The 25,315-nt window shown below is 54.8% G+C and carries 19 protein-coding genes; 11 read left to right on the forward strand and 8 right to left on the reverse strand.

Going from position 1 to position 25,315, the window contains the following annotated elements; all coding sequences use genetic code 11:
* Window positions 1–29 precede the first annotated feature (29 nt).
* Complete coding sequence (locus ACWI0H_RS04435) at window positions 30–791, forward strand: metallophosphoesterase (protein WP_336270519.1); 762 nt, start codon at window positions 30–32, stop codon at window positions 789–791.
* 333 nt (window positions 792–1,124) lie between these two features.
* Window positions 1,125–2,615 (forward strand): alanine/glycine:cation symporter family protein, encoded by a 1,491-nt coding sequence (locus ACWI0H_RS04440; protein WP_176304913.1) that lies wholly within the window; start codon window positions 1,125–1,127, stop codon window positions 2,613–2,615.
* A 2-nt stretch (window positions 2,616–2,617) separates the two neighbouring features.
* Here the strand turns inward: ACWI0H_RS04440 and ACWI0H_RS04445 are convergent, their stop codons facing one another.
* Window positions 2,618–4,006, reverse strand: a complete 1,389-nt coding sequence (locus ACWI0H_RS04445) for an aminotransferase-like domain-containing protein (protein WP_485875092.1) — start codon at window positions 4,004–4,006, stop codon at window positions 2,618–2,620.
* 137 nt (window positions 4,007–4,143) lie between these two features.
* Between ACWI0H_RS04445 and ACWI0H_RS04450 the strand changes: the two genes are divergently transcribed.
* On the forward strand, window positions 4,144–5,304 hold the full coding sequence (locus ACWI0H_RS04450; RefSeq protein ID WP_336270521.1) for an MFS transporter: 1,161 nt from the start codon (window positions 4,144–4,146) through the stop codon (window positions 5,302–5,304).
* 16 nt (window positions 5,305–5,320) lie between these two features.
* Here the strand turns inward: ACWI0H_RS04450 and ACWI0H_RS04455 are convergent, their stop codons facing one another.
* The gene (locus ACWI0H_RS04455; RefSeq protein ID WP_336270522.1) at window positions 5,321–6,250 is read right to left on the reverse strand and encodes a cation diffusion facilitator family transporter; all 930 of its coding nucleotides are present in this window, start codon (window positions 6,248–6,250) and stop codon (window positions 5,321–5,323) included.
* A 207-nt stretch (window positions 6,251–6,457) separates the two neighbouring features.
* Here ACWI0H_RS04455 and ACWI0H_RS04460 point away from each other — a divergent pair, with 207 nt between their 5' ends.
* Entirely contained in the window at window positions 6,458–7,294 is an 837-nt protein-coding gene (locus ACWI0H_RS04460; protein ID WP_485875095.1) for an alpha/beta fold hydrolase, read from the forward strand.
* A 109-nt stretch (window positions 7,295–7,403) separates the two neighbouring features.
* Here the strand turns inward: ACWI0H_RS04460 and nirD are convergent, their stop codons facing one another.
* The 3 genes from nirD to ACWI0H_RS04475 are packed head-to-tail and all read right to left on the reverse strand — an operon-like array spanning window position 7,404 to window position 11,726.
* The gene (gene nirD, locus ACWI0H_RS04465) at window positions 7,404–7,805 is read right to left on the reverse strand and encodes a nitrite reductase small subunit NirD (RefSeq protein WP_101148027.1); all 402 of its coding nucleotides are present in this window, start codon (window positions 7,803–7,805) and stop codon (window positions 7,404–7,406) included.
* 31 nt (window positions 7,806–7,836) lie between these two features.
* Window positions 7,837–10,359, reverse strand: coding sequence for a nitrite reductase large subunit NirB (nirB, locus tag ACWI0H_RS04470; RefSeq protein ID WP_485876159.1), 2,523 nt, complete (start codon window positions 10,357–10,359; stop codon window positions 7,837–7,839).
* A gap of 53 nt (window positions 10,360–10,412) precedes the next feature.
* Complete coding sequence (locus tag ACWI0H_RS04475; RefSeq protein ID WP_336274819.1) at window positions 10,413–11,726, reverse strand: NAD(P)/FAD-dependent oxidoreductase; 1,314 nt, start codon at window positions 11,724–11,726, stop codon at window positions 10,413–10,415.
* 749 nt (window positions 11,727–12,475) lie between these two features.
* Between ACWI0H_RS04475 and ACWI0H_RS04480 the strand changes: the two genes are divergently transcribed.
* From ACWI0H_RS04480 to ACWI0H_RS04490, 3 genes are read left to right on the forward strand one after another with little or no spacing between them, the layout of a single operon-like run.
* Window positions 12,476–15,190: a nitrate reductase gene (locus ACWI0H_RS04480; RefSeq protein WP_336274820.1), complete on the forward strand. Its 2,715-nt coding sequence runs from the start codon at window positions 12,476–12,478 to the stop codon at window positions 15,188–15,190.
* Window positions 15,150–16,049, forward strand: a complete 900-nt coding sequence (gene cobA / locus ACWI0H_RS04485) for a uroporphyrinogen-III C-methyltransferase (protein ID WP_336274821.1) — start codon at window positions 15,150–15,152, stop codon at window positions 16,047–16,049. Before ACWI0H_RS04480 ends, cobA begins: the two co-directional genes overlap by 41 nt.
* A gap of 3 nt (window positions 16,050–16,052) precedes the next feature.
* Entirely contained in the window at window positions 16,053–17,774 is a 1,722-nt protein-coding gene (locus ACWI0H_RS04490; RefSeq protein ID WP_485875099.1) for a bifunctional protein-serine/threonine kinase/phosphatase, read from the forward strand.
* 18 nt (window positions 17,775–17,792) lie between these two features.
* Here the strand turns inward: ACWI0H_RS04490 and ACWI0H_RS04495 are convergent, their stop codons facing one another.
* Window positions 17,793–19,052 carry an MFS transporter gene (locus ACWI0H_RS04495; protein ID WP_485875101.1) on the reverse strand — a complete coding sequence of 420 codons (1,260 nt, stop codon included), beginning with the start codon at window positions 19,050–19,052 and terminating at the stop codon, window positions 17,793–17,795.
* 102 nt (window positions 19,053–19,154) lie between these two features.
* Between ACWI0H_RS04495 and dkgB the strand changes: the two genes are divergently transcribed.
* Both dkgB and arfA read left to right on the forward strand, forming a co-directional pair.
* Window positions 19,155–19,964 carry a 2,5-didehydrogluconate reductase DkgB gene (gene dkgB / locus ACWI0H_RS04500; RefSeq protein ID WP_336274825.1) on the forward strand — a complete coding sequence of 270 codons (810 nt, stop codon included), beginning with the start codon at window positions 19,155–19,157 and terminating at the stop codon, window positions 19,962–19,964.
* 78 nt (window positions 19,965–20,042) lie between these two features.
* Window positions 20,043–20,237 carry an alternative ribosome rescue factor ArfA gene (arfA, locus tag ACWI0H_RS04505; protein ID WP_246286880.1) on the forward strand — a complete coding sequence of 65 codons (195 nt, stop codon included), beginning with the start codon at window positions 20,043–20,045 and terminating at the stop codon, window positions 20,235–20,237.
* Window positions 20,238–20,332: 95 nt separating this feature from the next.
* Here arfA and ACWI0H_RS04510 read toward each other — a convergent pair whose 3' ends face one another.
* Window positions 20,333–21,046, reverse strand: a complete 714-nt coding sequence (locus ACWI0H_RS04510; RefSeq protein ID WP_485875103.1) for a response regulator transcription factor — start codon at window positions 21,044–21,046, stop codon at window positions 20,333–20,335.
* A gap of 229 nt (window positions 21,047–21,275) precedes the next feature.
* On the opposite strand from ACWI0H_RS04510, the gene ACWI0H_RS04515 reads away from it, so the two are divergent.
* The gene (locus ACWI0H_RS04515; protein WP_485875105.1) at window positions 21,276–21,731 is read left to right on the forward strand and encodes a putative pterin-binding protein; all 456 of its coding nucleotides are present in this window, start codon (window positions 21,276–21,278) and stop codon (window positions 21,729–21,731) included.
* A gap of 18 nt (window positions 21,732–21,749) precedes the next feature.
* Window positions 21,750–23,996, forward strand: coding sequence for an ATP-binding protein (locus tag ACWI0H_RS04520; RefSeq protein WP_485875107.1), 2,247 nt, complete (start codon window positions 21,750–21,752; stop codon window positions 23,994–23,996).
* On the opposite strand, the gene ACWI0H_RS04525 is transcribed toward ACWI0H_RS04520, so the two are convergent.
* Complete coding sequence (locus tag ACWI0H_RS04525; protein ID WP_485875109.1) at window positions 23,921–25,180, reverse strand: EAL domain-containing protein; 1,260 nt, start codon at window positions 25,178–25,180, stop codon at window positions 23,921–23,923. The two genes, ACWI0H_RS04520 and ACWI0H_RS04525, sit on opposite strands and share 76 nt — an antisense overlap.
* Between the last annotated feature and the right edge of the window lie 135 nt (window positions 25,181–25,315).

A 25,315-nucleotide genomic window follows, 5' to 3' on the forward strand; every position in this document is an offset into this window, starting at 1 on the left:
CTATAGTGATGAAAGCCACAAGGAGCCTTATGCGCCTGCGTATTTTGTCTGATCTACACTTGGAGTTTTTCGACGGCAGCCGTGAATTGCCAGAAGTGGACGCCGACGTGGTGATTCTAGCTGGCGATATCCATCGCAAGAGCGAAGGGCTTGCCTGGGCGCGTCACCGATTCCCGGACAGGCCCATTATTTATGTACCTGGCAACCATGAGTTCTACGGAACATGCATGCCGCAGCTGCGTGAAGAGTTGGCGCGCGAAGCCGAACGCCTCAATATCGAGCTTTTGGATAATCGCGCGGTAACCCTCGACGGCGTGCGCTTTTACGGCACAACACTGTGGACGGACTTCGCGCTCTATGCCAATGACCCGACCCAAAACCCTGCCCATACCGAGTCAAAAGCACTGCGTTATATGCCCGATTTTAAGATTGTCCAATCATCGCCAGGCGTGACCTTGACGCCTCAAATGAGTCAGGAATTGCATAGCGAGGCGCTTGGCTGGCTAGAAAATGCTCTTGCTCAGCCGTTTAACGGGCCAAAAGTGGTCATTAGCCACCACGCGCCGCTGCACGACTGTATTCCCGGTCAATATTTGGGCGACGCTCTTTCCCCGGCGTTTGCCTCAAACTTGCCTCAGCTAATGGGCAAAATGGACATATGGGTGCATGGGCATGTTCATGAACCAGTAGATATTTTGCGTAACGGTACGCGCGTTATCGCCAACCCCGGTGGTTATCCCTATGAGTTCACGCCTGAGTTGTTTAAGTCAGATTATGTGATTGACGTATGAAAAATTATTTATTTCATTGGGTTGTGCTTATCTGATGGCTATTTTGGCACCCAGAAAAGCTGCTAAGTACCTATAAAAAAGTAATCCGGTAGTCGCTGCCGTAACATGAAGATCGTCAGCGGCTTGAAGAAGCGCAGCACGCTGCGTTGAACACGCTAAGCGGCCTGCGGGCCGCTTTTTTATGCGCGTTTTTTGGGACTGGTACAAAAACTGGCTAGAATCGGGGGGGGTGGCGTCGTGTTTTCGGCTGCCATTTCAACACCTCGGGCTAGGGTACTTCCTGGATTTTCTGGGAACCCGGGTGTGAACAAACGCTAACTGGAGAGCATTCCCATGGAGACCCTCGAATTACTCATTGCCCCGCTGCGCGATGGTCTCTATACCATCATGATGCCTGTCAGTAACTTTATCTGGAGCTACATTCTTGTCTATCTACTGTTAGGCGCTGGCCTGCTGTTTACCATCATGACCCGAGGTATGCAGTTTCGTCTGTTCAGGCACATGGCGTATGTGACGTTTTCTGCCCGCGGGGCTGGGGATGGTATCAGTGGCTTTCAGGCCTTTGCGACGTCGATGGCAGCGCGAGTCGGAACCGGTAATCTCGCTGGTGTGGCCCTGGCGCTCTGGATTGGCGGGCCTGGGGCAATTTTCTGGATGTGGGTGACCGCGCTGCTGGGTTTTGCCACCGCGTTTATCGAGTCGACTTTGGCCCAGGTCTATAAGCATCGCAACGAGGATGGCGTATTCCGCGGCGGGCCGGCTTACTATATCGAACGCTGCCTGGGGTGGCGCTGGCTAGGCGCGCTGTTCGCGGTGTTTCTGATTATTGCTTATGGCTTGGCATTTAACGCGGCGCAATCCAATACCATCGCGCAAGGGATGAATGGCGCTTTTGGTATTCCCAATTGGCTGACGGGCGTCGTAATTGCCATCTTGGCAGGTTTTGTAATTTATGGCGGCCTCAAGTCGGTAGCGCGTACCGCTGAGAAAATTGTGCCAGCGATGGCGATTGCTTATCTGCTCGTGGCGCTTTGGATACTGGTCACCAACCTTTCTGCCGTGCCCGACATGCTCTCGCTGATTGTGATGAGTGCTTTTGGACTGGGCCCAGCGGTGGGTGGCGCGGCTGGCTATGCGATCAAAGCGGCAATGGAAAACGGCGTCAAGCGTGGCCTGTTCTCCAATGAAGCGGGCATGGGTTCCACCCCGAATGCGGCGGCCCAGGCGTCCGTCAAACACCCGGCGGCCCAGGGTTTAGTGCAATCTTTCGGCGTGTTCGTCGATACCATCGTGATTTGTAGCTGCACGGCGGTGGTGATTCTGCTTTCTGGTGTTTATGAGCGGCTGATGTCGGAGTCGCCGGGCGATAGTATTGAAGGTATTCAACTGACCCAGGATGCCATGGTGGATCATCTAGGCGGGTTTGGTGAGATATTCATTGCGCTGGCGATTCTGTTTTTTGCCTTTACTTCAATCTTGGCCAACTTCTCGTTCTCGGCGGTGAATATCGAATTCCTGTTCCGCCGTCACGCCGCAAAAGCGGTGAGCGTGTTCAAGGTGATTGTTATCGTTATGGTGCTGCTCGGGTCGGTGGCTGAGCTGAGTGTCGTCTGGGACTTTGCCGATCTTGCGATGGGGCTGATGGCGACCACCAACCTGTTTGCGATACTAATCATGGGGCCAATCGCCGTAGCCGTGCTGAAAGATTATGAGCGCCAGCGCCGCGAGGGTATTAAAGAACCACTATTTGACCCTGCCATACTGAAACGCCCAGAGCTTGTGGATGCCGATGTATGGCCAGTGAAAGAGGTCAAGGAAGGGTAGGTTCAACGAACTGCTTCAATAAACGCCTTCGCCCTGGGATCCTGCATATAGGCAACGTTTAGCCGGAGCCAGGGGGTTGGTTGATGATCCGCAAAGAATAGATGTCCTGGTGACAGCATTACCTCGCACCGGTCAGCCAGCTCAGAAAGCGCCTCTGGCGTGATGGCGGCCGGTGGCTTGGCCCACACAAACATCCCCCCTGTCGGTTCGGTATAAACCTCCCAGTTTGCCTTTTTGAGAATACCTAGCGCCAACGCCATTTGATTGGCGAGCTTGGCGCGCAGCCGCTCGGTCAGCTTTCGATAGCTGCCGTTCTGCAGCATGGTAGTGACCACTTGCTCCGCAAAGCGCGATGCGGAAATGCTGGTCAGCATCTTGATATCGACCAAGCGCTGCACCTGAGAGGGTGGGGAGGCGATAAAGCCTACCCGCAGCGAAGAGGAGAGGCTTTTTGAGAAGCTACCCAGATAGAGTACCCGACTCAAACCGTCCAAGGCCGCTAGGCGAGTCGTCGGTGCGTGCTGAAAATCCGCGTAGATATCGTCCTCGATAATCTGAAAATCGTGCTGCTCGGCGAGCTGCAGTACCCGGTGAGCCACTGCTGGGGTAATAGTGCTCCCGGTGGGGTTATGAAACACGCTGTTAATGTAAAAAAGCTTGGGTTGGTACTGCGCCAGTAACGCCTCCAGGCGCTTGATATCTGGCCCATCTGCCAATCGCGGTACGCCAATCACGCGGATGCGCTGTAAGTGCAGCAGGCCGAACAGGTTGTAATAACCCGGTGATTCCACGAACACCACATCGCCCGGGTCAAGCAGCATCCTTACCAATAGATCCAGCGAGTGGCTGCCACCGCCGGTCATCACAATCTGCTCGGCATTAGCGGTAATCGATAGGGGCCGCAGGCGTTCCTGGATCAAGCCGCGCAATTCCTCTGGCCCCTGGGGCGTGCTGTACTCGAAAATTCCCGAGCGGCTTTTACGCGCGACCTGGCGGATGGCGTGGGTCAGGTCATTACCCTCGCGCCAATCACTGGGCAGCCAGCCGCAGCCCAGCTTGAGCGTGTGCTCGTTGGCACTGAAAAGCCCCCACAGGCCATTGGTGACCTCTTCCAATCTGCTCGTAGCTGCTGGTTGCGATACCAGTGCTGCTGCGCTATCCGCCACATAAAAACCTGACCCAGGCCGTGAGCGCACCAAACCGGCAGCCACCAAGCGCTCGTAGGCGTCAATCACCGCGTTACGGCTAATGTGATGGGTCGCGGCTAAGCGGCGAATAGAGGGTAAACGGCGGCCACCACCGGCACCGTGCGCTGCAATCCAGGTGCGAATACCGGCTTCAATCTGCTGTGCAATGGGCGTGGGGGCGTCGCGGTTAACCTTAAGCTTCATAGCTGACCCTGTGGCTCACAACTGTTCTCGGAAAGGGCGGAACAGTGTCTTGAAAGTGGTGGTTAAGTGTACCTTACCGGTGATCGGCAAGCGTGGGAGCTTAGTGGTACAAATACTGGCTTATTTAGGATAACGCTATGAATCGCGCTTTAAATCGAACCATCGCCCAACATAGCGCTGTTGGCCTGGCCTTTGCGCTGTGCATGATTACCACGGCAGTTAATTTACAGGCGCCGCTCTACGATGCACTGGCGGCGCGCGACGGCTTGGGGGTAGGGGCAACCACGCTCGCCTTTGCTTGCTATGTGGCGGGTGTCTTGCCGGTACTGCTGGGCTTAAATGGCTTGGCAGATCGGGTGGGGCGCAAGCCAATGATCATTGCTGCACTACTGTTAAGCCTGATGGCGACGGCGATGATCTTGATAGCTCCCAACCTGGTGGCACTAGGGGTTGCCCGCTTCCTGTTGGGTATTAGCATGGGATTAACGTCGGCAGTGGCGCCTGCGTATATGCAACTGCTCGTGGATGGGGATGATAATCGCCTCGCCACCAATTACGTGACGGCCAGCACCTCGCTTGGGTTTGGCCTGGGAGCAGCGGTCACCAGCCTGTTTCTCTTTCATACCCCCAGTGTGTCGCCGCCCAGCCTATGGATTTACCTGGTCGCCGCGGCGCTGGCGCTAGTGGCGGTCACCACACTGGAGGATAGCCCGCCGAGTGACACTAAGCGCTCGCTGCTGCGTCTGCCCAGCTATCCTCGGGGCGCTTTTGCCTTTGGATTGGCTATTTTGCTGGCCTGGGCGACGGTGGGGTTAGTGATTGCGATACTCCCTTCTGCCCTGCAGCGACACGGTTTATCCGCCTGGAGCGGCTTCGCCACGTTCGGTATTTGCAGCTGCGGCGTGCTGTTTCAGCCTTGGGCAAGAAGGTTCACACCACGAAGCGCGACGCGACTGGGGCTGGTGATTTTGCCGATGGCCTATGCGCTAATCGCCTGGGGAGCCGTTCAAGGCTACCTGGCAGCGGTGCTGCTGGGCACGGTGGCTGCCAGCAGCGCTTGCTATGGGTTTATCTACCTGGGTGGGTTGAGTGGTGTGTTGGCAGCGGCCGATGCGTCCGCGCCTCAGGCCAGCGCAGGCTATTTTTTGATGGCGTATGTTGGCTTCAGCCTCCCGGTGATCACGACCGGAGTGCTCATTGATGCAGTGGGGCATACCCTGGCGCTAACGCTGTTTGGTTTTGCGCTATTGGGCGGTGTGATTACAGCGTTCGCCTTGCTGCGCAGAGCGCTCACGTGATCGACGGTCATTCAAGCTAACCTTTTTTGACCAGCAGCCCGCAAGAGGGCGCGGCCCAGCGGGTGTTGGCGGTAAACACCACATCACACACCACCAGCGAATAGTAATGGCGCACTTCTTCATCGACCCGTGCGCGCAGCGCATCTTGATGAACGATGGTTAGATCGGGTTCCTCTGGCAATACCACATGCACCATCACATACAGCAGGCGGCCAGGGCGAACCATGCGCACGCGTACCTCTTGCGTGTCAGTGCCCGCCAGGGCATTCGCAACGGCGCGGCGGACGGGGGCTGCGATGGCCTCTTCCGGGGTCTTGTTAAGCAGTTCCTGCAGCGCTTGGGAAGCCATGCGCACCGGTACGCCCAAACACAGCACCACCACCGCAATCACCAATACCGCATCCACGTAGGGCAAAATGGCCTGCCAGCCCAGGTGTTCAAACAGCATCACCAGACAAAACGCCGCGAGTACGGCGGCAGAAATGACGCTGTTGACTAGCCAGTTGAGTTTGTCTGCCGCCACCAGAGGGCTACTGACATGGCGCTGACTGCGGTGCATCACCCAGGCGGTAAGCGAGCAGGCCGCAGTGGCAAAAAGAGCGTAGATAACGGCAAGCCCAGCGGCAATGTCACGACCGCCTGTTAGTAGCGCAGCGACAGCATCCACCAGTGCAAAAATGGAAACACCTAAAATCAGCAGCCCTTTGCAAAGATTGACCAGCGACTCGAAGTAGCTATAGCCAAAAGGGTAGGATTCGCTATCCGGGCGGCTGGCAAGCTTGCTGACTTTAATGGTTACGAGGGCAACGCTGAAATAGATCAGATTAAATAGCCCATCCAACAGGATCGCTTGAGAGTTAGAGGCCAGCGTGGCCACGATGCCTGCACAGCCAATGAGCAGCGCCATAAAAGCGGAGAAGGCCAAGGTACTCGATTCTGTCTTCACGAACGTTTCTGCTCCAGTGTGCACACCGTATAAATAGCCGCTAAGCATAGCAATTTTGTTAGCGACTTATCGACGGCGCCGTGCCGATGTCTTTCGCCCTGTTTCTGACCAGACTGCTCAAGCCTTCTTTTGGACAGCACCGCCAGTTCTACTAACCTTAGAGCACGTTTATTTGATTCACGTTAAGCCAAACAGGAGGGTGAGACGATGCCAATGCTGAGCGTAGGAACGGAGCAGGGCACGCCGGTAGAGCTTTATTACGAAGTACGTGGAGCAGGTAAGCCCGTGGTACTCATTCATGGCTGGCCACTCAGTGGCCGTTCATGGGAAAAACAGGTGCCAGCGCTCGTTGAGGCGGGCTATAAAGTCGTGACCTATGGCCGCCGGGGATTTGGCTGGTCGACGCAGGCCGATGGCGGCTACGACTACGATACGCTCGCATCAGACCTTAAAAAGCTGATCGACACGCTGGATCTACACGATGCCACTCTAGTGGGCTTTTCCATGGGCGGCGGCGAAGTGGCCCGCTACCTCTCAAGCTACGGCACTGGCCGGGTGAGTAAAGCCGTGTTTGCCGCTGCTGTGCCGCCTTACCTGTATAAAGCTGACGACAATCCCGAAGGTGGCCTGGACGATGCGACGATCAATCAGTTCCTAGAGGGAGTAAAAGGGGACCGCATCGCCTTCCTGGAAGAGTTTACCAAGAACTTCTTTGCTGCCGGTGAGCGCAGCGATTTAATCAGCGAACCGAATCGCCAGTATCATCGCGATATTGCCGCCTTTGCATCACCCCAGGCGACCTACGACTGCATCAAAGCCTTCAGCTACACCGATTTCCGCAAAGACTTGCCTAAGATCGATATTCCCACGCTAGTGCTGCACGGTGATGCAGACGGCATCGTGCCCTTTGAGGTAAGCGGCAAGCGGACCCAGGAGCTACTGCCCAACGCGAAGACGGAAGTAATCAAGGGTGGCCCGCATGGCCTGAATGCCACGCACCCAGATGCGTTTAATCAGGCGCTGATTCAGTTTATGAATGATTAGGGGTTGGATGAATAAGCATCTGGATGAATAACGTTTGAGAGTTACCGCCTGCTAACGACAACGCCGCCCTGAAGGCGGCGTTGTCGTTTTATCGGGCTAAATAACCCCTTTACCCCTCAACCCACACCTCATCACCTTTAAATTCGATCTTCCAGGTGCGCAGTTTGACGCTTTCATCCTCCAGACACTGGCCATCTTCAAGACGGAAGTGTTGCTTGTAGATAGGCGAGGCGACTACTGGGGCGCCTTTAAGGTCGCCGACAATGCCTCGGGCGATTACGTTGGCGTTCGAGAAGGGGTCATGATGATCGAGAGCATAGAGTTCATCGCTCTGCCCTCGCAGCCCGGGCAAGTAGAAAATAGCGACCTGGGCGGGACCGTCGGCGGTTTCCAACCAAGCGGCGACGCCGGAGAACGCGACTAGGTCGGCTTTGGTGCAGGCTTTTTGCCATGCCTTACTGTTTTGAACATCCGCCATATCCATCTCTTTTTTCAGTGCCGTTGCGGTCATGGGTTGCCTCTTCTATAGCTATTCAAAAGCGTCAGTGAGAAGTAGTCTGGGCAGGCCTTGGCTGGCCGCGCTCGGAGGTCATAATGATTGACGGATCCGGGCGGTCGTCGTTGACGAAACTGCGGAAACGCTTGAGCTTTTCCGGGTCGCTAATGGCGTCTGCCCATTCGCACTGGTAGGTGTCCACCACGGTTTGCATCTGACGCTCTAGCTCGTCGTTGATACCCAGACTGTCTTCGAGAATCACCTCTTTGAGATACTCCAGACCGCCGTCGAGATTTTCACGCCATACTGAGGTGCGCTGCAGCCGGTCAGCGGTGCGCACGTAAAACATCAAGAAGCGATCAATGGTGCGATAGAGCTGCTCGTCGTCGAGATCCGTGGCGAACAGTTCGGCGTGGCGCGGGCGCATGCCGCCGTTACCGCACACGTAGAGGTTCCAGCCGTTTTCGGTGGCGATAATGCCAATGTCTTTGCTCTGGGCCTCGGCGCACTCGCGGGTGCAGCCGGAAACGCCGAATTTGATCTTGTGAGGGGAACGCAGGCCTTTGTATCGGTTCTCCAGCTGGATCGCCATGCCAACGCTATCCTGCACGCCGTAGCGGCACCAAGTGCTACCCACACAAGATTTCACCGTGCGCAACGATTTACCATAGGCGTGACCGGTCTCGAAGCCTGCCGCAATCAGCTCGCTCCAGATATCCGGAAGGTCTTCCAGCCGCGCGCCGAATAAGTCGATACGCTGGCCGCCGGTCACCTTGGAGTAGAGGCTATATTTGTTGGCCACTTCGCCCAGGGCGATCAGTTTATCGGGCGTAATCTCACCACCAGCCACACGCGGCACCACCGAGTAGGTGCCGTTCTTCTGCATGTTGGCCATGAAGGTGTCGTTGGTATCCTGCAACGGGATATGCGCCGCATCGGTGATCGGCTCGTTAAAGCAGGAGGCCAGAATGGACGCCACGGCGGGTTTGCAGATGTCGCAGCCCAGGCGGTGGGTGTCGGCGTTGCCGTGTTTTTCAATCAAGTCGGTGAAGGTTTTAATGCCCTCGACACGAACGATATCGTAAAGCCCCTGGCGGGTATGGGCGAAGTGCTCGCAAATCGATTTATCGACTTCCACGCCTCGGGCTTCCAGCTCGTGATCTACCACGCTTTTAAGCAGCGCGGTGCAGCCGCCACAGCCAGTACTGGCCTTGGTAGCACCTTTGACACCCCCTAAATCTACCGCGCCGTCGTCAATGGTGGCGCAAATATCGCCCTTGGTAACGTTATGGCACGAGCAGATGGTGGCGGTTTCCGGCAGTGCACCGGGGCCGAGTGTGGGCGCGGCGCCGCTGCTTTGCGGAAGAATCAGCGAGGCGGGTTCAGCGGGCAGCTCAATACCGTTGGAATAGTACTGCAGCAGCGTGTCGTAAACGCCGTTGTCGCCGACCAGCATGGCGCCCAGTAGTTTTTTACCATCGCTGGAGACCACCAGCTTGCGGTACTCCTGCTTGATGGGATCCAGGTAGCGAAACATTCGCGCACCGGGGTTCTGGTTGCCGTGAGCATCGCCAATTGAGCCCACATCCACACCCAGCAGCTTGAGCTTGGTACTCATGTCGGCGCCGCCAAACTGGATGTCGCCTTCGGTTAGCGTCGACAGCGCCGTTTTGGCCATCTGGTAGCCCGGTGCCACCAAGCCGAAAATGCTCTGGTTCCAGAGTGCTACTTCGCCAATGGCGAGAATAGCAGGATCGCTGGTCAGGCACTGGTTATCTACTACGATGCCGCCGCGTTCGCCAATTTCCAGGCCGCAGTCACGGGCTAGCTGGTCGCGGGGGCGAATGCCCGCGGAGAACACAATCAGGTCGGTTTCCAGCACCTTGTCGTCTTGGAAGACCATGCGGTGGCGGCTGGCTTCGCCATCTTCAATGCGTTGGGTGGCGCGCTCGGTGAGTACTTGTACGCCCAGCGCTTCGATTTTTTCGCGCAGCAGCTCGCCGCCTTCGTTATCAACCTGCATGGGCATTAGGCGTGAAGCGAATTCCACCACGGCGGTATCCAGGTTTAGGCCGCGTAGGGCGTTAGCCGCTTCCAAGCCGAGCAGGCCACCGCCCACCACTACGCCGGTAGTCGCGTTTTCGGCGGCGGCTTGGATGGCGTCCAAATCGTCCAGGGTGCGGTACACCAAGCAGCCATCGCGGTCGTTGCCGGGAATCGGCGGCACAAAGGGGAAGGAGCCGGTGGCCAGCACCAGGCGGTCATATTGGTAACGGCCTTGGTCGGTGACCACTTCTTGCGTGTTGCGGTCGATTTCGATTACGGCCTCGCCCGTGCGCAGTTCCACGCCGCTTACGTCGTAGTAATCCGCTTCGCATAGCGCCAGCGAATCGGCATCACGGCCACTGAAGTATTCGGACAGATGTACCCGGTCGTAGGCGCGGTGTCGCTCTTCGCCAAACACGGTGACCTGATAGCGCGCTAGGGCGCCGTTATCGACGAGCTGCTCGACCAAGTGATGGCCGACCATGCCGTTGCCGATAATGATGAGCTGTTCAGGAGTTGTCATGTTCTGAGTAACGCCGTTAGTAACGTCGTTAGTAACATTATTAGTAACCATCGTTATGCCGCCTCTGAAGTAGGAAGATGAGAAGTGTCAGAATCGCCTTGGGCTGCCTGTAGGGCGCTAACGTCGGCGGCGCCAAAAAGCAGCGCCTGACGGCAGTTATTCAGATCGCTACCCGCTAGCGCTTGCTCGAAGTACCAAGGGCCTTGGCTGGTGTCGCCGTAAAGCACCGCGCCCTCTATTTGACCGTCACGCAACAGCAGGCGGCGGTAGTCGCCGCGCTCAATATCGTGGTAGCTCAGCACTTCGTGCTCGGCGCTGGCCTCGGTGGGGCCAAAGGCGTAGAGCGCCACGCCGCTGATTTTAAGTTTGGTGGCGCTGGGGACATCCGTGTAGCCAAGGGTAGGCGTGCCACCTAGCCGGGCGGCGAGTACTTCCACCTGACGCCAGATCGGTTCCACCAAGCCATAAGTAGTGCCATCAAATTGGCAGCACTCGCCCAGCGCTGAGATCGCCGGGTCGCTGGTGGTGAGAAATTCATCCACCACGATAGCGCGCTCGGTGGTCAGGCCCGCTTGGTGGCCAAGGGCTGCGTTAGGCGTAATGCCCGCCGCGATAATGACGCTCGTGGCAGCCAGTTGGCGGCCATCATCAAGATGAATCTTGCTGACCTGTCCTTGGGCGTCGCCTTCTAAACGTGCTAACTGGGCGCTGGTAACAATCTTCAAGCCGCGCTGGGCCAGTTCGTTTTCAAGCAGATGTGAGGCGGTCGTATCCAGCTGGCGGTTCATTAGCCGTTCGCTGCGCTGGAGCACGCTGACGCTGATATCGTTGCCGCGCTTACGCAGCCCTTCGGCAGCTTCCAGGCCTAGCAGACCGCCGCCAATCACGACTGCCTCACCACCGCGTTGAGCGATGTCGGTCAACGCATCAGCATCTTGCAGGTCACGAAAACCGTGCACGCCCGCTAGATCAATACCAGGCACATCGGGCATTGCTGGGCGCGAGCCGGTAGCAAGCACTAGGTGGTCGTAAGGCAGCGTGCGGCCGGTGTTGGTGACCACGGTTTGGCGGTCGCGATGAAGGGCGTCGACCTTTTCGCCAAGAATCAGCGTGACACCCTGGTCCTCGTACCACTGAGCATCGCGCAGAGTGAGTGCATCCTGATTCATCTCGCCAGCCAGCAGTGGCGAGAGCAGAATACGGTTATATGCAGGAGTTGGCTCGGCGCCAATCACCGTGATGTGTTGAGGGCGCGTGGGTAGTTTTACCAACGCCTCAATCAGGCGGTGGCTGGCCATACCGTTGCCAATAATCACCAGATGGTCATTGAGATGGTCATTGTGTGAGCACCGGGAAGTGGTTTCCATGGGTGGCTCCTCTGTGTCTTTGCGGCTTCTTGAGCACCAAACAAAAAAAGCCCCTAACGCACCTTCCTTTCCACGATGTGTAGAAAAGGGGAGCATCAGGGGCGTCGTTGCCCGATAGCGTTGTTTAAAATCTATGCTTTAAACGCGCGGCAACCGCCATTGGCTGCCAGCTGATTAAAAACCTTACCGTGTATAAAGCAAGGAGCTAGCCAACTGGCTATTAATCACTTTTTTTTCAAGCATTTCAGGTGTTTAAGGAGCAAGGGAGGAGGTGCGGACGCGTCGCTGCTTGAGCAAGCTGCACAGCGATGGTGCGAAAGGGAGGTGGCGTGCACTCTCACACGCCATTTAGCGTGACCGGAGTGCTAAAAAGAGCGCTGCGTGATGCTCTTTTATTTTTTAACTATTTGTTTTTAAGTAGTTAATTTTCAATAGGTCGGTTGTCGGCTTGGCTCTTGCAGCTATCAAGGCAATAAGTGAGTTAATAAGGGATAAGCGCTCATTGTTTGGCGATGGCAGCGAACAACTCCAAAGCCGTTATTAGAAGAATAAGTAGCCGTTAGAAAATGTGTAGCTGTTAGTAAGTCTTCATTTGTTTGAAGAAACCATTGTAAAGAGTACTGCACCGTTGAAGGTGCGCTGTGGCAACGACGTCCAGCCCTTTTCTCTTAATGCGTTTACATAGCGCATTAGAGAACAGGACTGGGCGTTTTTTTGCTTGGCGCTAATGAGGAATCCGAGGAGTAGCTATGACTCAGGCCAAAACCACATGCCCCTACTGCGGCGTCGGCTGCGGCGTGACGGCGACCATTGAAGCAGGCACGCTGAGCGCAGTAGAAGGCGACCGTGAGCACCCTGCGAATTATGGCCGGCTGTGTGTCAAAGGTTCTGCGCTACATGAGACGTTGGGCGAGCAGGGCCGCCTGACGCATCCGCGTGTAGATGGCGTCGAGGTCTCCTGGGAGTCCGCACTGAGCATCACCGCTGAGCGTTTAAACGCTCAGCGGGCCGAGCATGGCAATCACAGCGTAGCGGCGTACCTGTCGGGGCAGCTCTTAACTGAAGATTACTATATCGCTAATAAGCTGTTTAAAGGCTTCTTGGGCACCCCTCATTTAGATACCAACTCGCGACTGTGCATGGCTTCTGCGGTCGCTGGCTATAAGCGTGCCTTCGGTGCAGATGCGGTGCCGTGCAACTACGAAGACTTGGAAGAGGCGGAGCTGGTCGTGCTGGTGGGCTCCAACTTGGCCTGGAACCATCCGGTGCTTTACCAACGCATTAAAGTTGCTAAAGAGCGCAACCCACTGATGCGCTTGGTCGTCATTGACCCGCGCGTGACCGATAGCTGCGAAATCGCTGACCTCTACCTGGGGATTAAACCGGGCAGCGATGCTTACCTATTTAATGGCCTGCTGGCGTGGATGGCAAAGCGTCGCAAGCTCGATACCCTCTATCTTGAGCGTCACACCGAAGGCGTTGAAGAGGCCCTGGCGGCAGCGCAACAAACCGCTGGCTCGGTAGCGGAAGTAGCGGCTGCCTGCGATGTCGACCCTGAGCGTCTGGAAACCTTCTACTACTGGTTTGCCAGCCAACTGCATGTGGTCACGCTCTATTCCCAGGGCGTTAACCAATCCGCCAGCGGCACCGATAAATGCAATGCGATTATTAACTGCCACCTAGCGGGCGGAAAAATCGGTTTGCCGGGGGCAGGGCCGTTCTCGATTACCGGTCAACCCAATGCCATGGGTGGGCGCGAAGTAGGCGGGCTGGCCAACCAGCTAGCTGCGCATATGGATTACCACACCCCCGGCGCCATTGATCTGGTCAGTCGCTTCTGGGCGACCGATAATCTCACGCCCATCCTGCCGGAAGGGCCGGGTTATAAAGCGGTGGAACTGTTTGAAGCCATTGAGCGAGGCGAGATAAAAGCGCTCTGGGTAATGGCCACCAATCCCGCGATTAGCCTGCCCGATGCCGCGCGAGTACGCGCTGCGCTGGAAAAATGCCCGCTGGTGATTGTCTCTGAGTGTGCCGCCCATACCGATTTGCTGCCTTATGCAGATATCGTGCTGCCAGCCTCGGGGTGGTCAGAAAAAGATGGTACCGTGACCAACTCCGAGCGGCGCATCTCCCGCCAGCGGGGGATGCTGCCACCCCCAGGGGAAGCTCGCCATGATTGGTGGATCATCGCCGAAGTGGCCAAGCGGCTGGGGTTTGCCGAGGCGTTTGAATACTCGCACCCTTGGGAAATATTCGATGAACACGCCCGTCTGTCTGGCTTTGAAAATGGGCTAGCCGGCAGCCCGAAGCGGCTTTTCGATATCTCGGGCTTGGTGGGCTTGGGCCGGAAAGACTACGATGCCTTGGTGCCGGTTCAGTGGCCGGTGACGGCTCGAGCGCCGCAGGGAACCGCGCGCCTGTTTGAAGATGGTGAGTTTGCCACGGCCAATGGCCGTGCCAAACTGTTGGCGATTAAGCCACAGGGCCCTGAACAATCGCTCAGCGCCGCCTATCCGCTGCGTTTAAACACCGGTCGAATCCGTGATCAGTGGCACACCATGACCCGTACTGCGCGCGCCCCGAGGCTGATGAATCACCGTGCGGAGCCGTTCATGGACGTGCATCCTGATGACGCTCAGGACGCCGGTGTGGTAGATCAAGGCTTGGCGGTACTAAGCGCCGCGAAGGGCGAGTTTCGGGCTCGAGTGCGGGTGTCCAATGCCCAGCGCCGCGGCGAGGTGTTTGTGCCCATCCACTGGACTGACTGTTTTACCCAGCAGGCCAGAAGTAGCGCGCTGATCGGCGGCATCACAGACCCGCTTTCAGGGCAGCCGGAATCAAAGCACGGCGCCGTGGCGTTGGGCCCGCTTGCCACTGAGTGGCAGGCCACTCTGCTGGTCGCTGATGGCGCCACTGAGTTGACGCCGTGGTGCATCAGTGCTTATTGGACACTTATACCCATGCGCGGCTGCCAGCGCTGGCAGCTTGCCCATACACAGTCGGTTAACGATTGGTTGGCGCAGTTGAAAGAGTGGCTGCCTGGGGAAGTAGCGGTGGTCAGCCAAGACCCCACTAACGGACGGCTGCGTGCCGCCTGTGTGGAAAATGGCAAGCTGCGCTGGTGGCTGATGGTTGGCCCACCCAAAGAGTTGCCAGGGCTGGCTTGGCTGGAAGCGCGTTTTAACGAGGCGGAGCTAAGCGATACCCACCGCCGCCGCTTATTAGCGGGCTGCGATGACGGCGCTGCTGATACTGGCCCGGTGGTGTGCAGCTGTCACCAGGTCGGCCAAACCACCATTGCCAACGCTATTCGTGCAGGCGATACCAGCGTAGAAGCGTTGGGCGCGAGACTTGCCTGCGGCACCCAATGCGGTAGCTGTATTCCTGAATTGAAATCACTGATTGAAGAGGAGCGGCCCAATGCGCGTACTAAGCAACCCATTGCTACTGAAGTGGTTTAACGCCTTTATGCGATTGTCGTCACCAGTGCGGTCATCGTTGGGTCGCAAATGTGACACTGATTTACGCCTGCCGCTGCATGGCGAGTGCCACGCCGGTCAGGTCTATCTGGTCGGTGCAGGCAGTGGTGATGCGGAGCTGTTAACCCTCAAGGCCGCTCGGCTGTTAATGCAGGCAGATGCCGTGGTGTATGACCGCTTGGTGGGCGATGACGTGCTGGCGCTGATTCCCAACGGCAGCGAGCGCTACTACGTGGGCAAAGCCCGCGGCCACCACAGCGTACCGCAAGCGGAAATCGGTGAGCTGATGGTAAAACTCGCCCGCGAAGGAAAATCGGTAGTGCGGCTTAAGGGCGGCGACCCGGCGGTGTTTGCGCGCATGGGCGAGGAACTGGATGCCCTGGCCGCCGCCCAGGTGACTGCCACTATTGTGCCAGGAATTACCGCGGCCTCTGCCGCCGCAGCCTGCATGGGTATCCCACTCACTGATCGTGGCCATGCGCAGCAGCTGCGCTTTGTTACCGCCCAGCTATGCCGCGAAGACGGCACGCCGGACTGGCAAGCACTGGCGCGTAAAGATGAAACCCTGGTGTTTTACATGGGGCTTTCCAAAGTGAGTGCAATTTGTCACGGCCTGCGTCAGGCGGGGCTGCCGGATGAGTGGCCCATTATGCTAGTTGCCAATGCCAGCCAGCCCGAACAGCAGTCGCTGGTGGGCTCACTTGCGGATATGCCCGAAAAACTTGCCGCCCACCCTCTGCCATCTCCCTGCTTGATTGTGGTGGGCAGCGTGGTGCAAAGGGTCGCCACGTCGCCCGTTGAGCTAGCCGCCGTATGTCGTTCCAGCGAAGGTGCTCGTTAGCCGATGGCAACGCTGACCATTTCGCTAGGCCAGCACTCAGATAAAGGGCGTAAACCAAGCAATCAGGATTTTTATGGCGCTTACCTGCCCAATGAATCCCAGCGTGCCACCAAAGGCATTGCGATCGCGTTGGCGGATGGGATCAGCAGTAGCGAGGTGAGCCGAGAGGCAAGTGAAGCAGCGGTGGGCGGCTTTCTGACGGACTACTACGCCACCCCGGCCACCTGGGCGGTGAAAACCTCGGCCCAGCGAGTACTGCAGGCCACCAATGCATGGCTTTACGCCCAAACCCGGCAAAGCCAGTACCGCTACAATTTGGATCGCGGTTATGTATGTACCTTGAGCGCGATGGTGATCAAGTCCACCACTGCGCATCTATTTCATGTCGGCGATAGCCGCATCTACCAGCTGGCGGGCAACACGCTGGAGCCGTTGACCGAGGACCACCGCTTCTGGGCGTCACGGGAAGTGAGTCATTTAAGCCGAGCCATGGGCGCTAGTCAGCATCTGGAGCTGGATTATCGTGCGGTATCGATTAGTGCAGGCGATGTGTTTGTGCTCGCCACCGATGGGGTTTATGAGTGGCTGCCAGCGACCGAAATGGCGGCACTGATTCATGCCCACTGGAGCGATCTGGACGCCGCCGCCGAGGCGATGATTACCGTGGCAATCGAGAACGGTAGCGATGATAATCTGACGGTGCAGATTGTACGCATTGAAACGCTGCCCGACGGCCGTGCGGATGAGCTTTATGCAGCACTTGGTGCGCTACCCCAGCCGCCGGAGCTGCGCGTAGGAAGCGAGCTGGACGGCTATCGTATTGTGCGCCCACTGCATGCCAGTAGCCGCAGCCATGTCTTCTTGGCAGAAGAGATAGCAAGTGGCCATAAAGTGGCGCTGAAGACCCTTTCCACCGAGCTAAGCCAAGACCCGGCAAGCATTGAGCGGTTTGTGCGCGAAGAGTGGATTGCCCGCCGAATCGACAATGCCCACGTGCTAAAAGCCCCCGCGCAAGAACGCCCTCGCCACTACCTTTATACGGTGCTGGCATATATCGAAGGGCACACCCTGACCCAATGGATGCGCGATCACCCCAACGCCGAGTTGACCAGCGTGCGCCCGATTGTCGAGCAGATTGCCAAAGGGCTGCGCGCCTTCCACCGTCTGGAAATGCTGCATCAGGATTTGCGCCCCGACAACGTCATGGTTGACCGCCACGGCACCGTAACGCTGATTGATTTTGGTGCAGCCAAGGTGGCTGGTATTGCCGAGGCAGCGGGCGAAGACCTGGCTGGCAGCGATATTTTAGGCACCGCCCAGTACACCGCGCCGGAGTATTTTCTGGGGGAGGGGGGATCTCCCCAGGCAGATCAATACTCCCTGGCCGTTATCACTTACCAACTGCTCACCGGAACGCTTCCCTATGGCACCGAGGTGGCCAAAACCCGCACTCGGGCGGCACAGCATAAACTTGCCTATCAATCAGCCCTCAGCGAAAACCGTGAACTGCCCGCCTGGGTGGATGAGGTGCTCAAAAAAGCCTTGCACCCCAACCCTCACAAGCGCTATTCAGCGCTTTCGGAGTTTATCTTTGAGCTGCGCTCGCCAAGCCAAGAAATGCTTAAGCGCGCCCAGTTACCCCTGCTAGAACGTGACCCGGTACTGTTCTGGAAAGGTGTATCGCTGACGCTGGCGATTACGGTCATTGCCCTGCTGCTGCGCTGATGAGCGCTACAAGTATGGTCAGCGCGCATCGTCAAAACGGTCAACCCGGCGTAACGTCGGGAAAAGTTTCATCCAGGCGCCGACCACGGCCAGTGTACCAACACCGCCAATAACGGCCGCAGGTACGGCACCCAATCCTGCCGCCATACTGCCTGCACGAAACTCACCTAGCTCATTGCTGGAGCCGATAAACAACATATTGACCGCATTCACCCGCCCGCGCATCTCATCGGGGGTGGCAAGTTGGATCAGCGTCATGCGTACATAGACACTAATCATATCGGCGGCACCCGCCACTAACATGGCTAGCATTGAGAGCCAAAAAAACGTCGAAAAGGCGAACACCAGGTTGGCAATACCGAAAATAGCCACCGCCATAAACATGACCAAGCCAGCACGGCGTTTGATGCCCTTTATCCCCAGATACAACCCCATCAATAGTGCGCCGACCGCAATGGCGCTGCGTAGCGCGCCCAGCCCTTCCGGCCCAACGTGGAGCACCTCCTGAGCATAGATGGGCAGCAGTGCCACGACACCGCCTAGCAGCACCGCGAACAGGTCGAGAGAAATGGCACCCAGGATAATCGGCTGATGGCGGATATAGCGAATACCTGCGGTGAAGCGCTTCACGGCGGTGCTTTCCAGCGCCTTGGCGGTTTCAACGTAGCGAATCGGCACCGGGAGCAGCAGTATCAGTGCGGCCATAAAACAGCCTAAACATACGCTGTAGGCGAGGCTGCCACCGCCCAAGCCATACAGAATGCCGCCTATTAGCGGGCCAGCGATCACGGCGATTTTCATGATCGAGCTATTCAAGGCAATGGCCGAGGCAAGCTGTGCGCGGGGCACGATATTAGGCAGCAAACTCTGCAGGGCAGGGCCAGTAAAGGCACGCGCCGCTCCAAACAACGCCAGCACCGCGTAAAATCCAACCACATTTTGGCTACCGTTGAGTGAAAGCGTGAGCAGGAGCGCGCTACATAGCCCTTGTACTCCCCAGCTAAGCTGCAGGATGCGCTTGCGCGAGAAGCGGTCAACGACATCTCCCGCGGGCAGCAGAAGCAGCACCATGGGCAGAAACTGGGCCAGGCCGACATACGCCAGGGCCATGGGGTCGCGGGTGATATCGTAAACCTGCCAAGCTACCACAATAGCTTGAATCTGCATGGCAAAGACGGCCGCCAAGCGGGAAAGTAAAAAGCTCAAAAAGCCCGATTGGCGGTGCAGCGGCAATAAAGGTGTTGAAGGAGAGGCTAGCGCGTCGGTAGAGGAGGTCATGGCGTCTTCATGATGGGCGAGGTTTCAATAACAAAGGGTTGAAGTAAAGCGGTTGCCACCCCATGTTAGTTAACACGCTATCAATAGAAAAGGACGTTAATGATGCAAAATGTAATGCCAAACCCCGGTTTCGGTACCTTTCGCCTGGAAGGCGAAACGCTCAAGCAGAGTATTCATGCGGCGCTTGAGGCGGGGTATCGGCACATCGATACGGCACAGTTTTATGGTAATGAAGCGGAAGTGGGTGCAGCGATTCGTGACAGTGATGTGCACCGCAGCGATATTTTCCTCACTACCAAGGTGTGGTTCGACAACCTGGAACCTGCCACGCTGAAGGCCAGCGTAGATGAAAGTCTTCAGAAACTGGGTACAGGTTACGTTGATCTGCTGTTGATTCACTGGCCGTCGCCCAATAATGAAGTGCCGATGGCAGATTATTTGACGGCGCTTAAAGAAGTCAAAGCAGAAGGTAAAGCGCACCATATCGGTATTTCCAATTTCACCTGCGAACAGGTGGACGAAGCGATTAGTATTCTGGGTAAAGGTGAAATTCTGACCAATCAGATCGAAGTTCACCCTTTTCTTCAAAACCGTAAATTAGTTGATCACTGCGAGCACCAAAATATTCAGGTGACCGCCTTTATGCCATTGGCAGTGGGCAAAGTAATGGAAGATCCGACTCTTCAGAAAATTGCCGACACCCATGGCGTAACGCCTGCGCAAATTACCCTGGCCTGGGTAAAACAGCGCAATATGACCACCATTCCTTCTTCCACTAAGGCACGTAATATTCAAAGCAATATTTCCGCTTTTGATTTAGTGCTAAGCGACAGCGAAATGGCAGATATTGCCATGTTGGATCGCCAAGAGCGTATCGCTAACCCCGACTTTGCGCCTGCGTGGGATGAGTAAACTGATTGAATAAATAACTCGGAATAGGCAAAACGTGGAACGCTAAAAATTAATAGCTGTCTTAACGGATGCTTGCCATTGGCAGGCATCCTTAAATTAGCGGAGAACATGATGAAACAGCGCAAGATTCAAGATAACGCGTTAAAAGCGCAGCTAAGAACGCCGATGTTTAAAATGCAGCAGCAAACCCCTAAAAAGGGTAAAGGGAGTTACACACGTAAAGGGCGTACCACTAATACAGGCGCTAAGCAGGGATATAGCCAAGCCGCTTGAGTATAAGTTGCTCGCAACAAGTGATTTGGCTATATCTCTGCACGTTTTTCTAATCATAAAGCGCCCCCCGCTTTTTCTGTGGCTAAAGCGCCAACCTATTTAGCGACGTGTTCAAGGTGGTTGGTTTGGCAAGTCTCCATGCGATACCCCGATTGGTAAACGCTGCGTAGCCGCAGGCCATGGCGCCCATCCAGCTCCAATTTACGACGTAGGCGGCTTACGTGGGTATCCACTGTGCGCGTCGAAACGTCCCCTTTAATGCCCCATACCAACTCTAATAAATGCGCGCGGGTAATCAGCTCACCAATTTTTGAGAAAAAAAGCGCGGCTAGCCGATACTCTCGTTCGGTTAAATCAACGGCGTTGCCTGCCACGCTGATGTAGTGCTCATCGGTATGCAGAGTAAAGGTATCGGGGCATGCGGAGGCTGGACGAGGTACTGAATGCCCTAAACGCCGGCCTAATGCACTCACCCTGGCAATAAGCTCATTGGGGCGAAGAGGTTTGGTGAGAAAATCGTCTGCGCCTTGCTCCAGTGCTTTAACAACGTCGTCTTCACCCTGGCTGGCGGTAATAAAAAGTATTGGGCCCTGCCATCCCTCGTGCTGGCGTAAATGAGAGACCACATCCATGCCGCAACTATCCGGTAGCCGCCAGTCAATGATAAAAAAATCAAACGTTTGCTGTTGAGTTGCGCGACGAAGCTCGCTAGAGCGAGTGAATAAAGATACCTGATGGCCCGCGGTTGTGAGACACAGCTCAATGAAAGCCTGCTGGTCTAGATCATCTTCAAGTACGCCAATATGCATGATGATTTCCCTTATTTTCGTATTTTAAACGCCATGCTCGTAGACGCAAAAAGCTCATGCATAAAGTTTAGTTGATGTTGGTACGTTGACACAAAGGTTCACAGTTAACTCTCAGATGGCCGATATATACTGGTGGCATTCTTAACCGTCAGTGCTGAGGTGCTTCATGATAAATCGATCTGTGATTTTTGAGTTCAGGTTTTTATTCATGGTAGCGAGCTTTGCTCTCATGTCGACTTGTGCTAATGCGCTTGAGGTGCCGGAAGGTCCGGTCATACTGGTGATAAGTGGTGAGTTGGGGCAGCCCAATGTGGGGAACGAAGCCCATTTTGATAAAGCGATGTTAGAAGCCTTGGATCAACACGAAACGACTACCCGCACGCCTTGGTATGATGGCGTGGTGCGATTCTCTGGTCCTTTGGGGCGGGCCATACTGGAAGCCGCTGATGCCAAAGGGGAGAATATGCGTGTGGTGGCGCTCAATGAGTACGCAGCAACGATACCTATCAGTGATTTTGAGAATCTCGATGTAATCCTGGCTATGCAAGCAGACGGAAGAGCACTGCGCGTTCGCGATCAGGGGCCGCTATTCGTTATTTATCCTTTTGACCAACATCCTGAACTCTTGAATGAAGAAATCCTTTCACGCTCAGTGTGGCAGGTAAAGCGCATAGAGATTGATTAACATAAGCAGGTAATGGGTATGTTGGCCGCCATGAAGTTTTATTTTACCCGCCGCACCAGGGTCGCTACGTTTTCAGCGATCCTTTTTTTTCTTTCAGCGCTAACTACCGGCGGTGTTATTTTTAACCGCCAACATGCGCTGGAGAATCGTCTGCTTGAAAATTTGTTGTGGGCCGGTTACCAGTATGACCGAGAAGTGCGTGAACTTCGTTTAATGTTACTCGAAATGCAGGCTGATACCGCGACTGCTGATGATGTGTTATTGCGTTATGAAATCCTATTTAGTCGGAAAACACTCTTTTTTCAAGGTGATATTGGGAAGGTGGTGAGTGAGCTTGAGCGTGTCGAAGGGGTTATTCGGCAGACGGAAGTGCTGATTTTAGAGATGGAAACCTTACTTGAGCCGCTATGGGATAACACCGCTGAATTAAATAGTGCGTTGATAACCACGCTGTTGGACAAGGCTTCTAACCTCCAGCAGCTCACCGGCACCATCTTAATAGAAACCAATGCGCATGTATCTCGAATGCGTAGTGAGGAGCGGCGGGTGTTGACACGTCTCTACGGATTGGTGCTGTTACTTATTACCTTGTTAATGTTTTCAGGCGGTATGTTAGTTCGCGCGTTGATCTTGGAAGGGCGGTCGAGTATTCGCAAGGCGCAGGCATTAGAGGTTAAGGGGTTAGAATTAAATGAGGCGGCCAAACAGGCTGAGAAAGCAAGCTTAGCGAAATCGGAGTTTATGGCCGTTATGAGCCATGAAATACGGACACCGTTAAACGGGGTGGTCGGTATGGCCGATTTGCTTAGCGAAGAGGTAAAAACCCCTACCGCAAAGACGTATTTAGCGGCGCTGAAGCGGAGTGCTGAGAGTCTTCGCGCAGTCATTAACGATATTCTCGATTACACCAAAATTGAGTCTGGGCGTCTTGAGTTAGACTATCAACCGTTTGATCTTTATCAGTGCATTGACGAACTATGTGAAAGCTACACGCTTCGTGAGCCCAAGGCGAAGGTAGCCTTCAGTTACTCTATCGATCCCACTCTGCCACGTTATGTTATGGGTGACATCGCGCGGTTACGCCAAATAATAATGAACTTAATTAATAACGCGCTGAAGTTTACGGAAGAAGGGTTTGTAAAGTGCCATGTAAAACCGTTAGAAAACGATAATATCCTCGTAGAGGTGCATGACACGGGGTGCGGTATCAATGAAGCTGATCAAACGCAGTTATTTTCAGCTTTTTCTCAAGTGGACACTTCAATTGCACGTCGCCATGAAGGCACCGGCCTTGGGCTTGCCATATGTAAACGGTTAGTAGAAGCAATGCAAGGTGAGATAGGCGTCAATAGTCAGCAAGGAATAGGTAGCCGATTCTGGTTTCGCGTCAATATGCCTGCGACTGAACCTGTGACCATTTACCTAACAGGGAAGAATCAGCTTGGGCTCGCTGATAATTACCATATTTTAGTGGTTGAGGATAATCCGCTTAATCAAACGGTTGCTCAAGTGATGCTTGAGCGTCTGGGGCAGCAGGTGTCGATTGCAGAAAATGGTCAAGAAGCGCTCAATCAACTAGAAAGCGAGCATCGCAGATTTGATTTAGTGTTAATGGATATGCAGATGCCTATGCTTGATGGCACTGAAACAACTCGGCGTTGGCGCAATTATGAGGCACAAAATGCACTGCCCAGGCTGCCTATCGTCGCGATGACCGCGAACGTCATGTCGGAACATCGCGAACGCTGCATTAATAGCGGGATGGACGATATGATTCATAAACCATTTACGCGAGATGAACTATATCAGGTCATCTGCCGCTATCTATCCCCGCCAGGTGCTTCAGAATTCGTCACTTCTCACTCAATTGAACCTACTGCTCAGAGCCTCACTCCGTCATCAGATACGAACAATCAGGAGCAAGTGTTAGATGCGCGTATTTGTACTGAGCTAAAAGATGCTTTTGAACCCATTGATCTAAATCATTTGCTGACCACGTTTTTAACCCGGTTGAATGATCGCAATGCTCGCCTGGATGCCTACTGGCAGGCAGAGGATCGCGAAGCGTTGTATCAAGAGGCGCACTCATTAAAGGGCGCTGCTTCCTCTCTTGGCTGCATAGCGATTGCAGAGCAGGCCAGCCAGTTGGAGAAAGCAGCGCTAAAAGCACCACTAGATGAACTTGCGGCTTATGTGGAATGCTTAGCAGGACTACGAACAACGACACAGCAAGCGTTGCAGCGAGTTAACATGCTCTCTTCCTGAGCGTCCTTAGTCGTTTGCGAATGCTCATACAACCAAACATTCAGGGCGCCAGCCGTTAAGGGGCGGGATATAAAGTACCCTTGCCCCACATTACAACCCGCTTCGACAAGCTGGGCGTATTGCGAAGCCGTTTCGATGCCTTCGGCAACGACCTTAAGCCCAAGGCGTTTGCTCAAATCAATGATCGATAGCGTTATAGATAGGGCGTCTTTATCCTGATCCATAAGTGAGACAAAACTACGGTCAATTTTGAGTTCGCTAAATGGCAATCGATGGAGTTGAGTTAAAGATGAGTAGCCGGTACCAAAATCATCTAACGCGAGTTGGCATCCGCGTTGTCTCATCGTTTTAAGTACAGCGCTTGCATAGCCTAAACATTCAACGCCTACCGATTCGGTAAGCTCTAATGTAATATTGGCGAGTGATGCACCACTTTGCTGGATGAGTTGATCAAATTCTTCCACTACACCTTCTGCTTGAATAAAAGCCACTGGTATATTGATCGCGACATTCAGGTTACACCTCAGCGACTGCCACAGCGCTTGTTGCCTCAAAGCAAGCTCAATGACGCACCGGGTTAGGGGGATCATTAGCCCGCTTTGTTCAGCAAGTGGAATAAAGCTATCAGGGTAAAGTATCCCACGCTCTGGATTCTGCCAGCGCACCAGCGCTTCCACCCCTACTACATGGCCTTGTTGAAGATCGATTTTGGGTTGATAAACTAGGAATAGTTGATTTTCCAAGATAGCATGTGCCAAGTCATCTTTTGTGGGCGGTTTAGGAGTATCGTTTAATAGTTCAAGGAAAGGCGCTAATTCGGTAAGCAGTTTAGATTTAGGTAGAAAACCAAGCATGTGAAAGCCCATTGCTTTGCCTGCTGAAAGCGCGATATCGGCAGTTTCCTGAGTGCAACTACTAATAATCAAGATGGACGCTTTTAAGCGTAAATCATAGAGGTAGTCTAATATATCAAGACCTGTAAATTCGCCTAGGCCAAGATCAAGCAAAATGAGTTCGGCATTGAGTAGTGAAGGTTGTCGCGCTAGTTCACCAAGGCTCCCCGCCGTCACAGCCTCGTAGCCATGTTGGTTTAGCAGCATTTTTCCCAGTAATTGCACATCTAGATCATCATCAATAACTAACGCATTTGATAGCATAGGTGTTCCTGCAATGGCTACTTTCATGAACTGGGTTTTATATCATTAGCTTGATGGAGCGAAAAAATGCATAAGATAAATATAAGTTTCCCCGGGCTTAATGCAGCCCGGGAAAAATAAGAAGCTTAGCCCGGATTTCTCATAGCACCTCAGCAAGTACCG

The organism is Halomonas sp. NYA30 (genome assembly GCF_976980765.1).

Excerpts from the sequence above, each read along its gene's own strand:
- ACWI0H_RS04435 (WP_336270519.1), top strand. The coding sequence starts at position 30 with ATGCGCCTGCGTATTTTGTCTGATCTACACTTGGAGTTTTTCGACGGC.
- ACWI0H_RS04440 (WP_176304913.1), top strand. The coding sequence starts at position 1,125 with ATGGAGACCCTCGAATTACTCATTGCCCCGCTGCGCGATGGTCTCTAT.
- ACWI0H_RS04445 (WP_485875092.1), bottom strand. The coding sequence starts at position 4,006 with ATGAAGCTTAAGGTTAACCGCGACGCCCCCACGCCCATTGCACAGCAG.
- ACWI0H_RS04450 (WP_336270521.1), top strand. The coding sequence starts at position 4,144 with ATGAATCGCGCTTTAAATCGAACCATCGCCCAACATAGCGCTGTTGGC.
- ACWI0H_RS04460 (WP_485875095.1), top strand. The coding sequence starts at position 6,458 with ATGCCAATGCTGAGCGTAGGAACGGAGCAGGGCACGCCGGTAGAGCTT.
- nirD (WP_101148027.1), bottom strand. The coding sequence starts at position 7,805 with ATGACCGCAACGGCACTGAAAAAAGAGATGGATATGGCGGATGTTCAA.
- nirB (WP_485876159.1), bottom strand. The coding sequence starts at position 10,359 with ATGACAACTCCTGAACAGCTCATCATTATCGGCAACGGCATGGTCGGC.
- ACWI0H_RS04475 (WP_336274819.1), bottom strand. The coding sequence starts at position 11,726 with ATGGAAACCACTTCCCGGTGCTCACACAATGACCATCTCAATGACCAT.
- ACWI0H_RS04480 (WP_336274820.1), top strand. The coding sequence starts at position 12,476 with ATGACTCAGGCCAAAACCACATGCCCCTACTGCGGCGTCGGCTGCGGC.
- cobA (WP_336274821.1), top strand. The coding sequence starts at position 15,150 with ATGCGCGTACTAAGCAACCCATTGCTACTGAAGTGGTTTAACGCCTTT.
- ACWI0H_RS04490 (WP_485875099.1), top strand. The coding sequence starts at position 16,053 with ATGGCAACGCTGACCATTTCGCTAGGCCAGCACTCAGATAAAGGGCGT.
- ACWI0H_RS04495 (WP_485875101.1), bottom strand. The coding sequence starts at position 19,052 with ATGACCTCCTCTACCGACGCGCTAGCCTCTCCTTCAACACCTTTATTG.
- dkgB (WP_336274825.1), top strand. The coding sequence starts at position 19,155 with ATGCAAAATGTAATGCCAAACCCCGGTTTCGGTACCTTTCGCCTGGAA.
- ACWI0H_RS04510 (WP_485875103.1), bottom strand. The coding sequence starts at position 21,046 with ATGCATATTGGCGTACTTGAAGATGATCTAGACCAGCAGGCTTTCATT.
- ACWI0H_RS04515 (WP_485875105.1), top strand. The coding sequence starts at position 21,276 with ATGTCGACTTGTGCTAATGCGCTTGAGGTGCCGGAAGGTCCGGTCATA.
- ACWI0H_RS04520 (WP_485875107.1), top strand. The coding sequence starts at position 21,750 with ATGTTGGCCGCCATGAAGTTTTATTTTACCCGCCGCACCAGGGTCGCT.
- ACWI0H_RS04525 (WP_485875109.1), bottom strand. The coding sequence starts at position 25,180 with ATGAAAGTAGCCATTGCAGGAACACCTATGCTATCAAATGCGTTAGTT.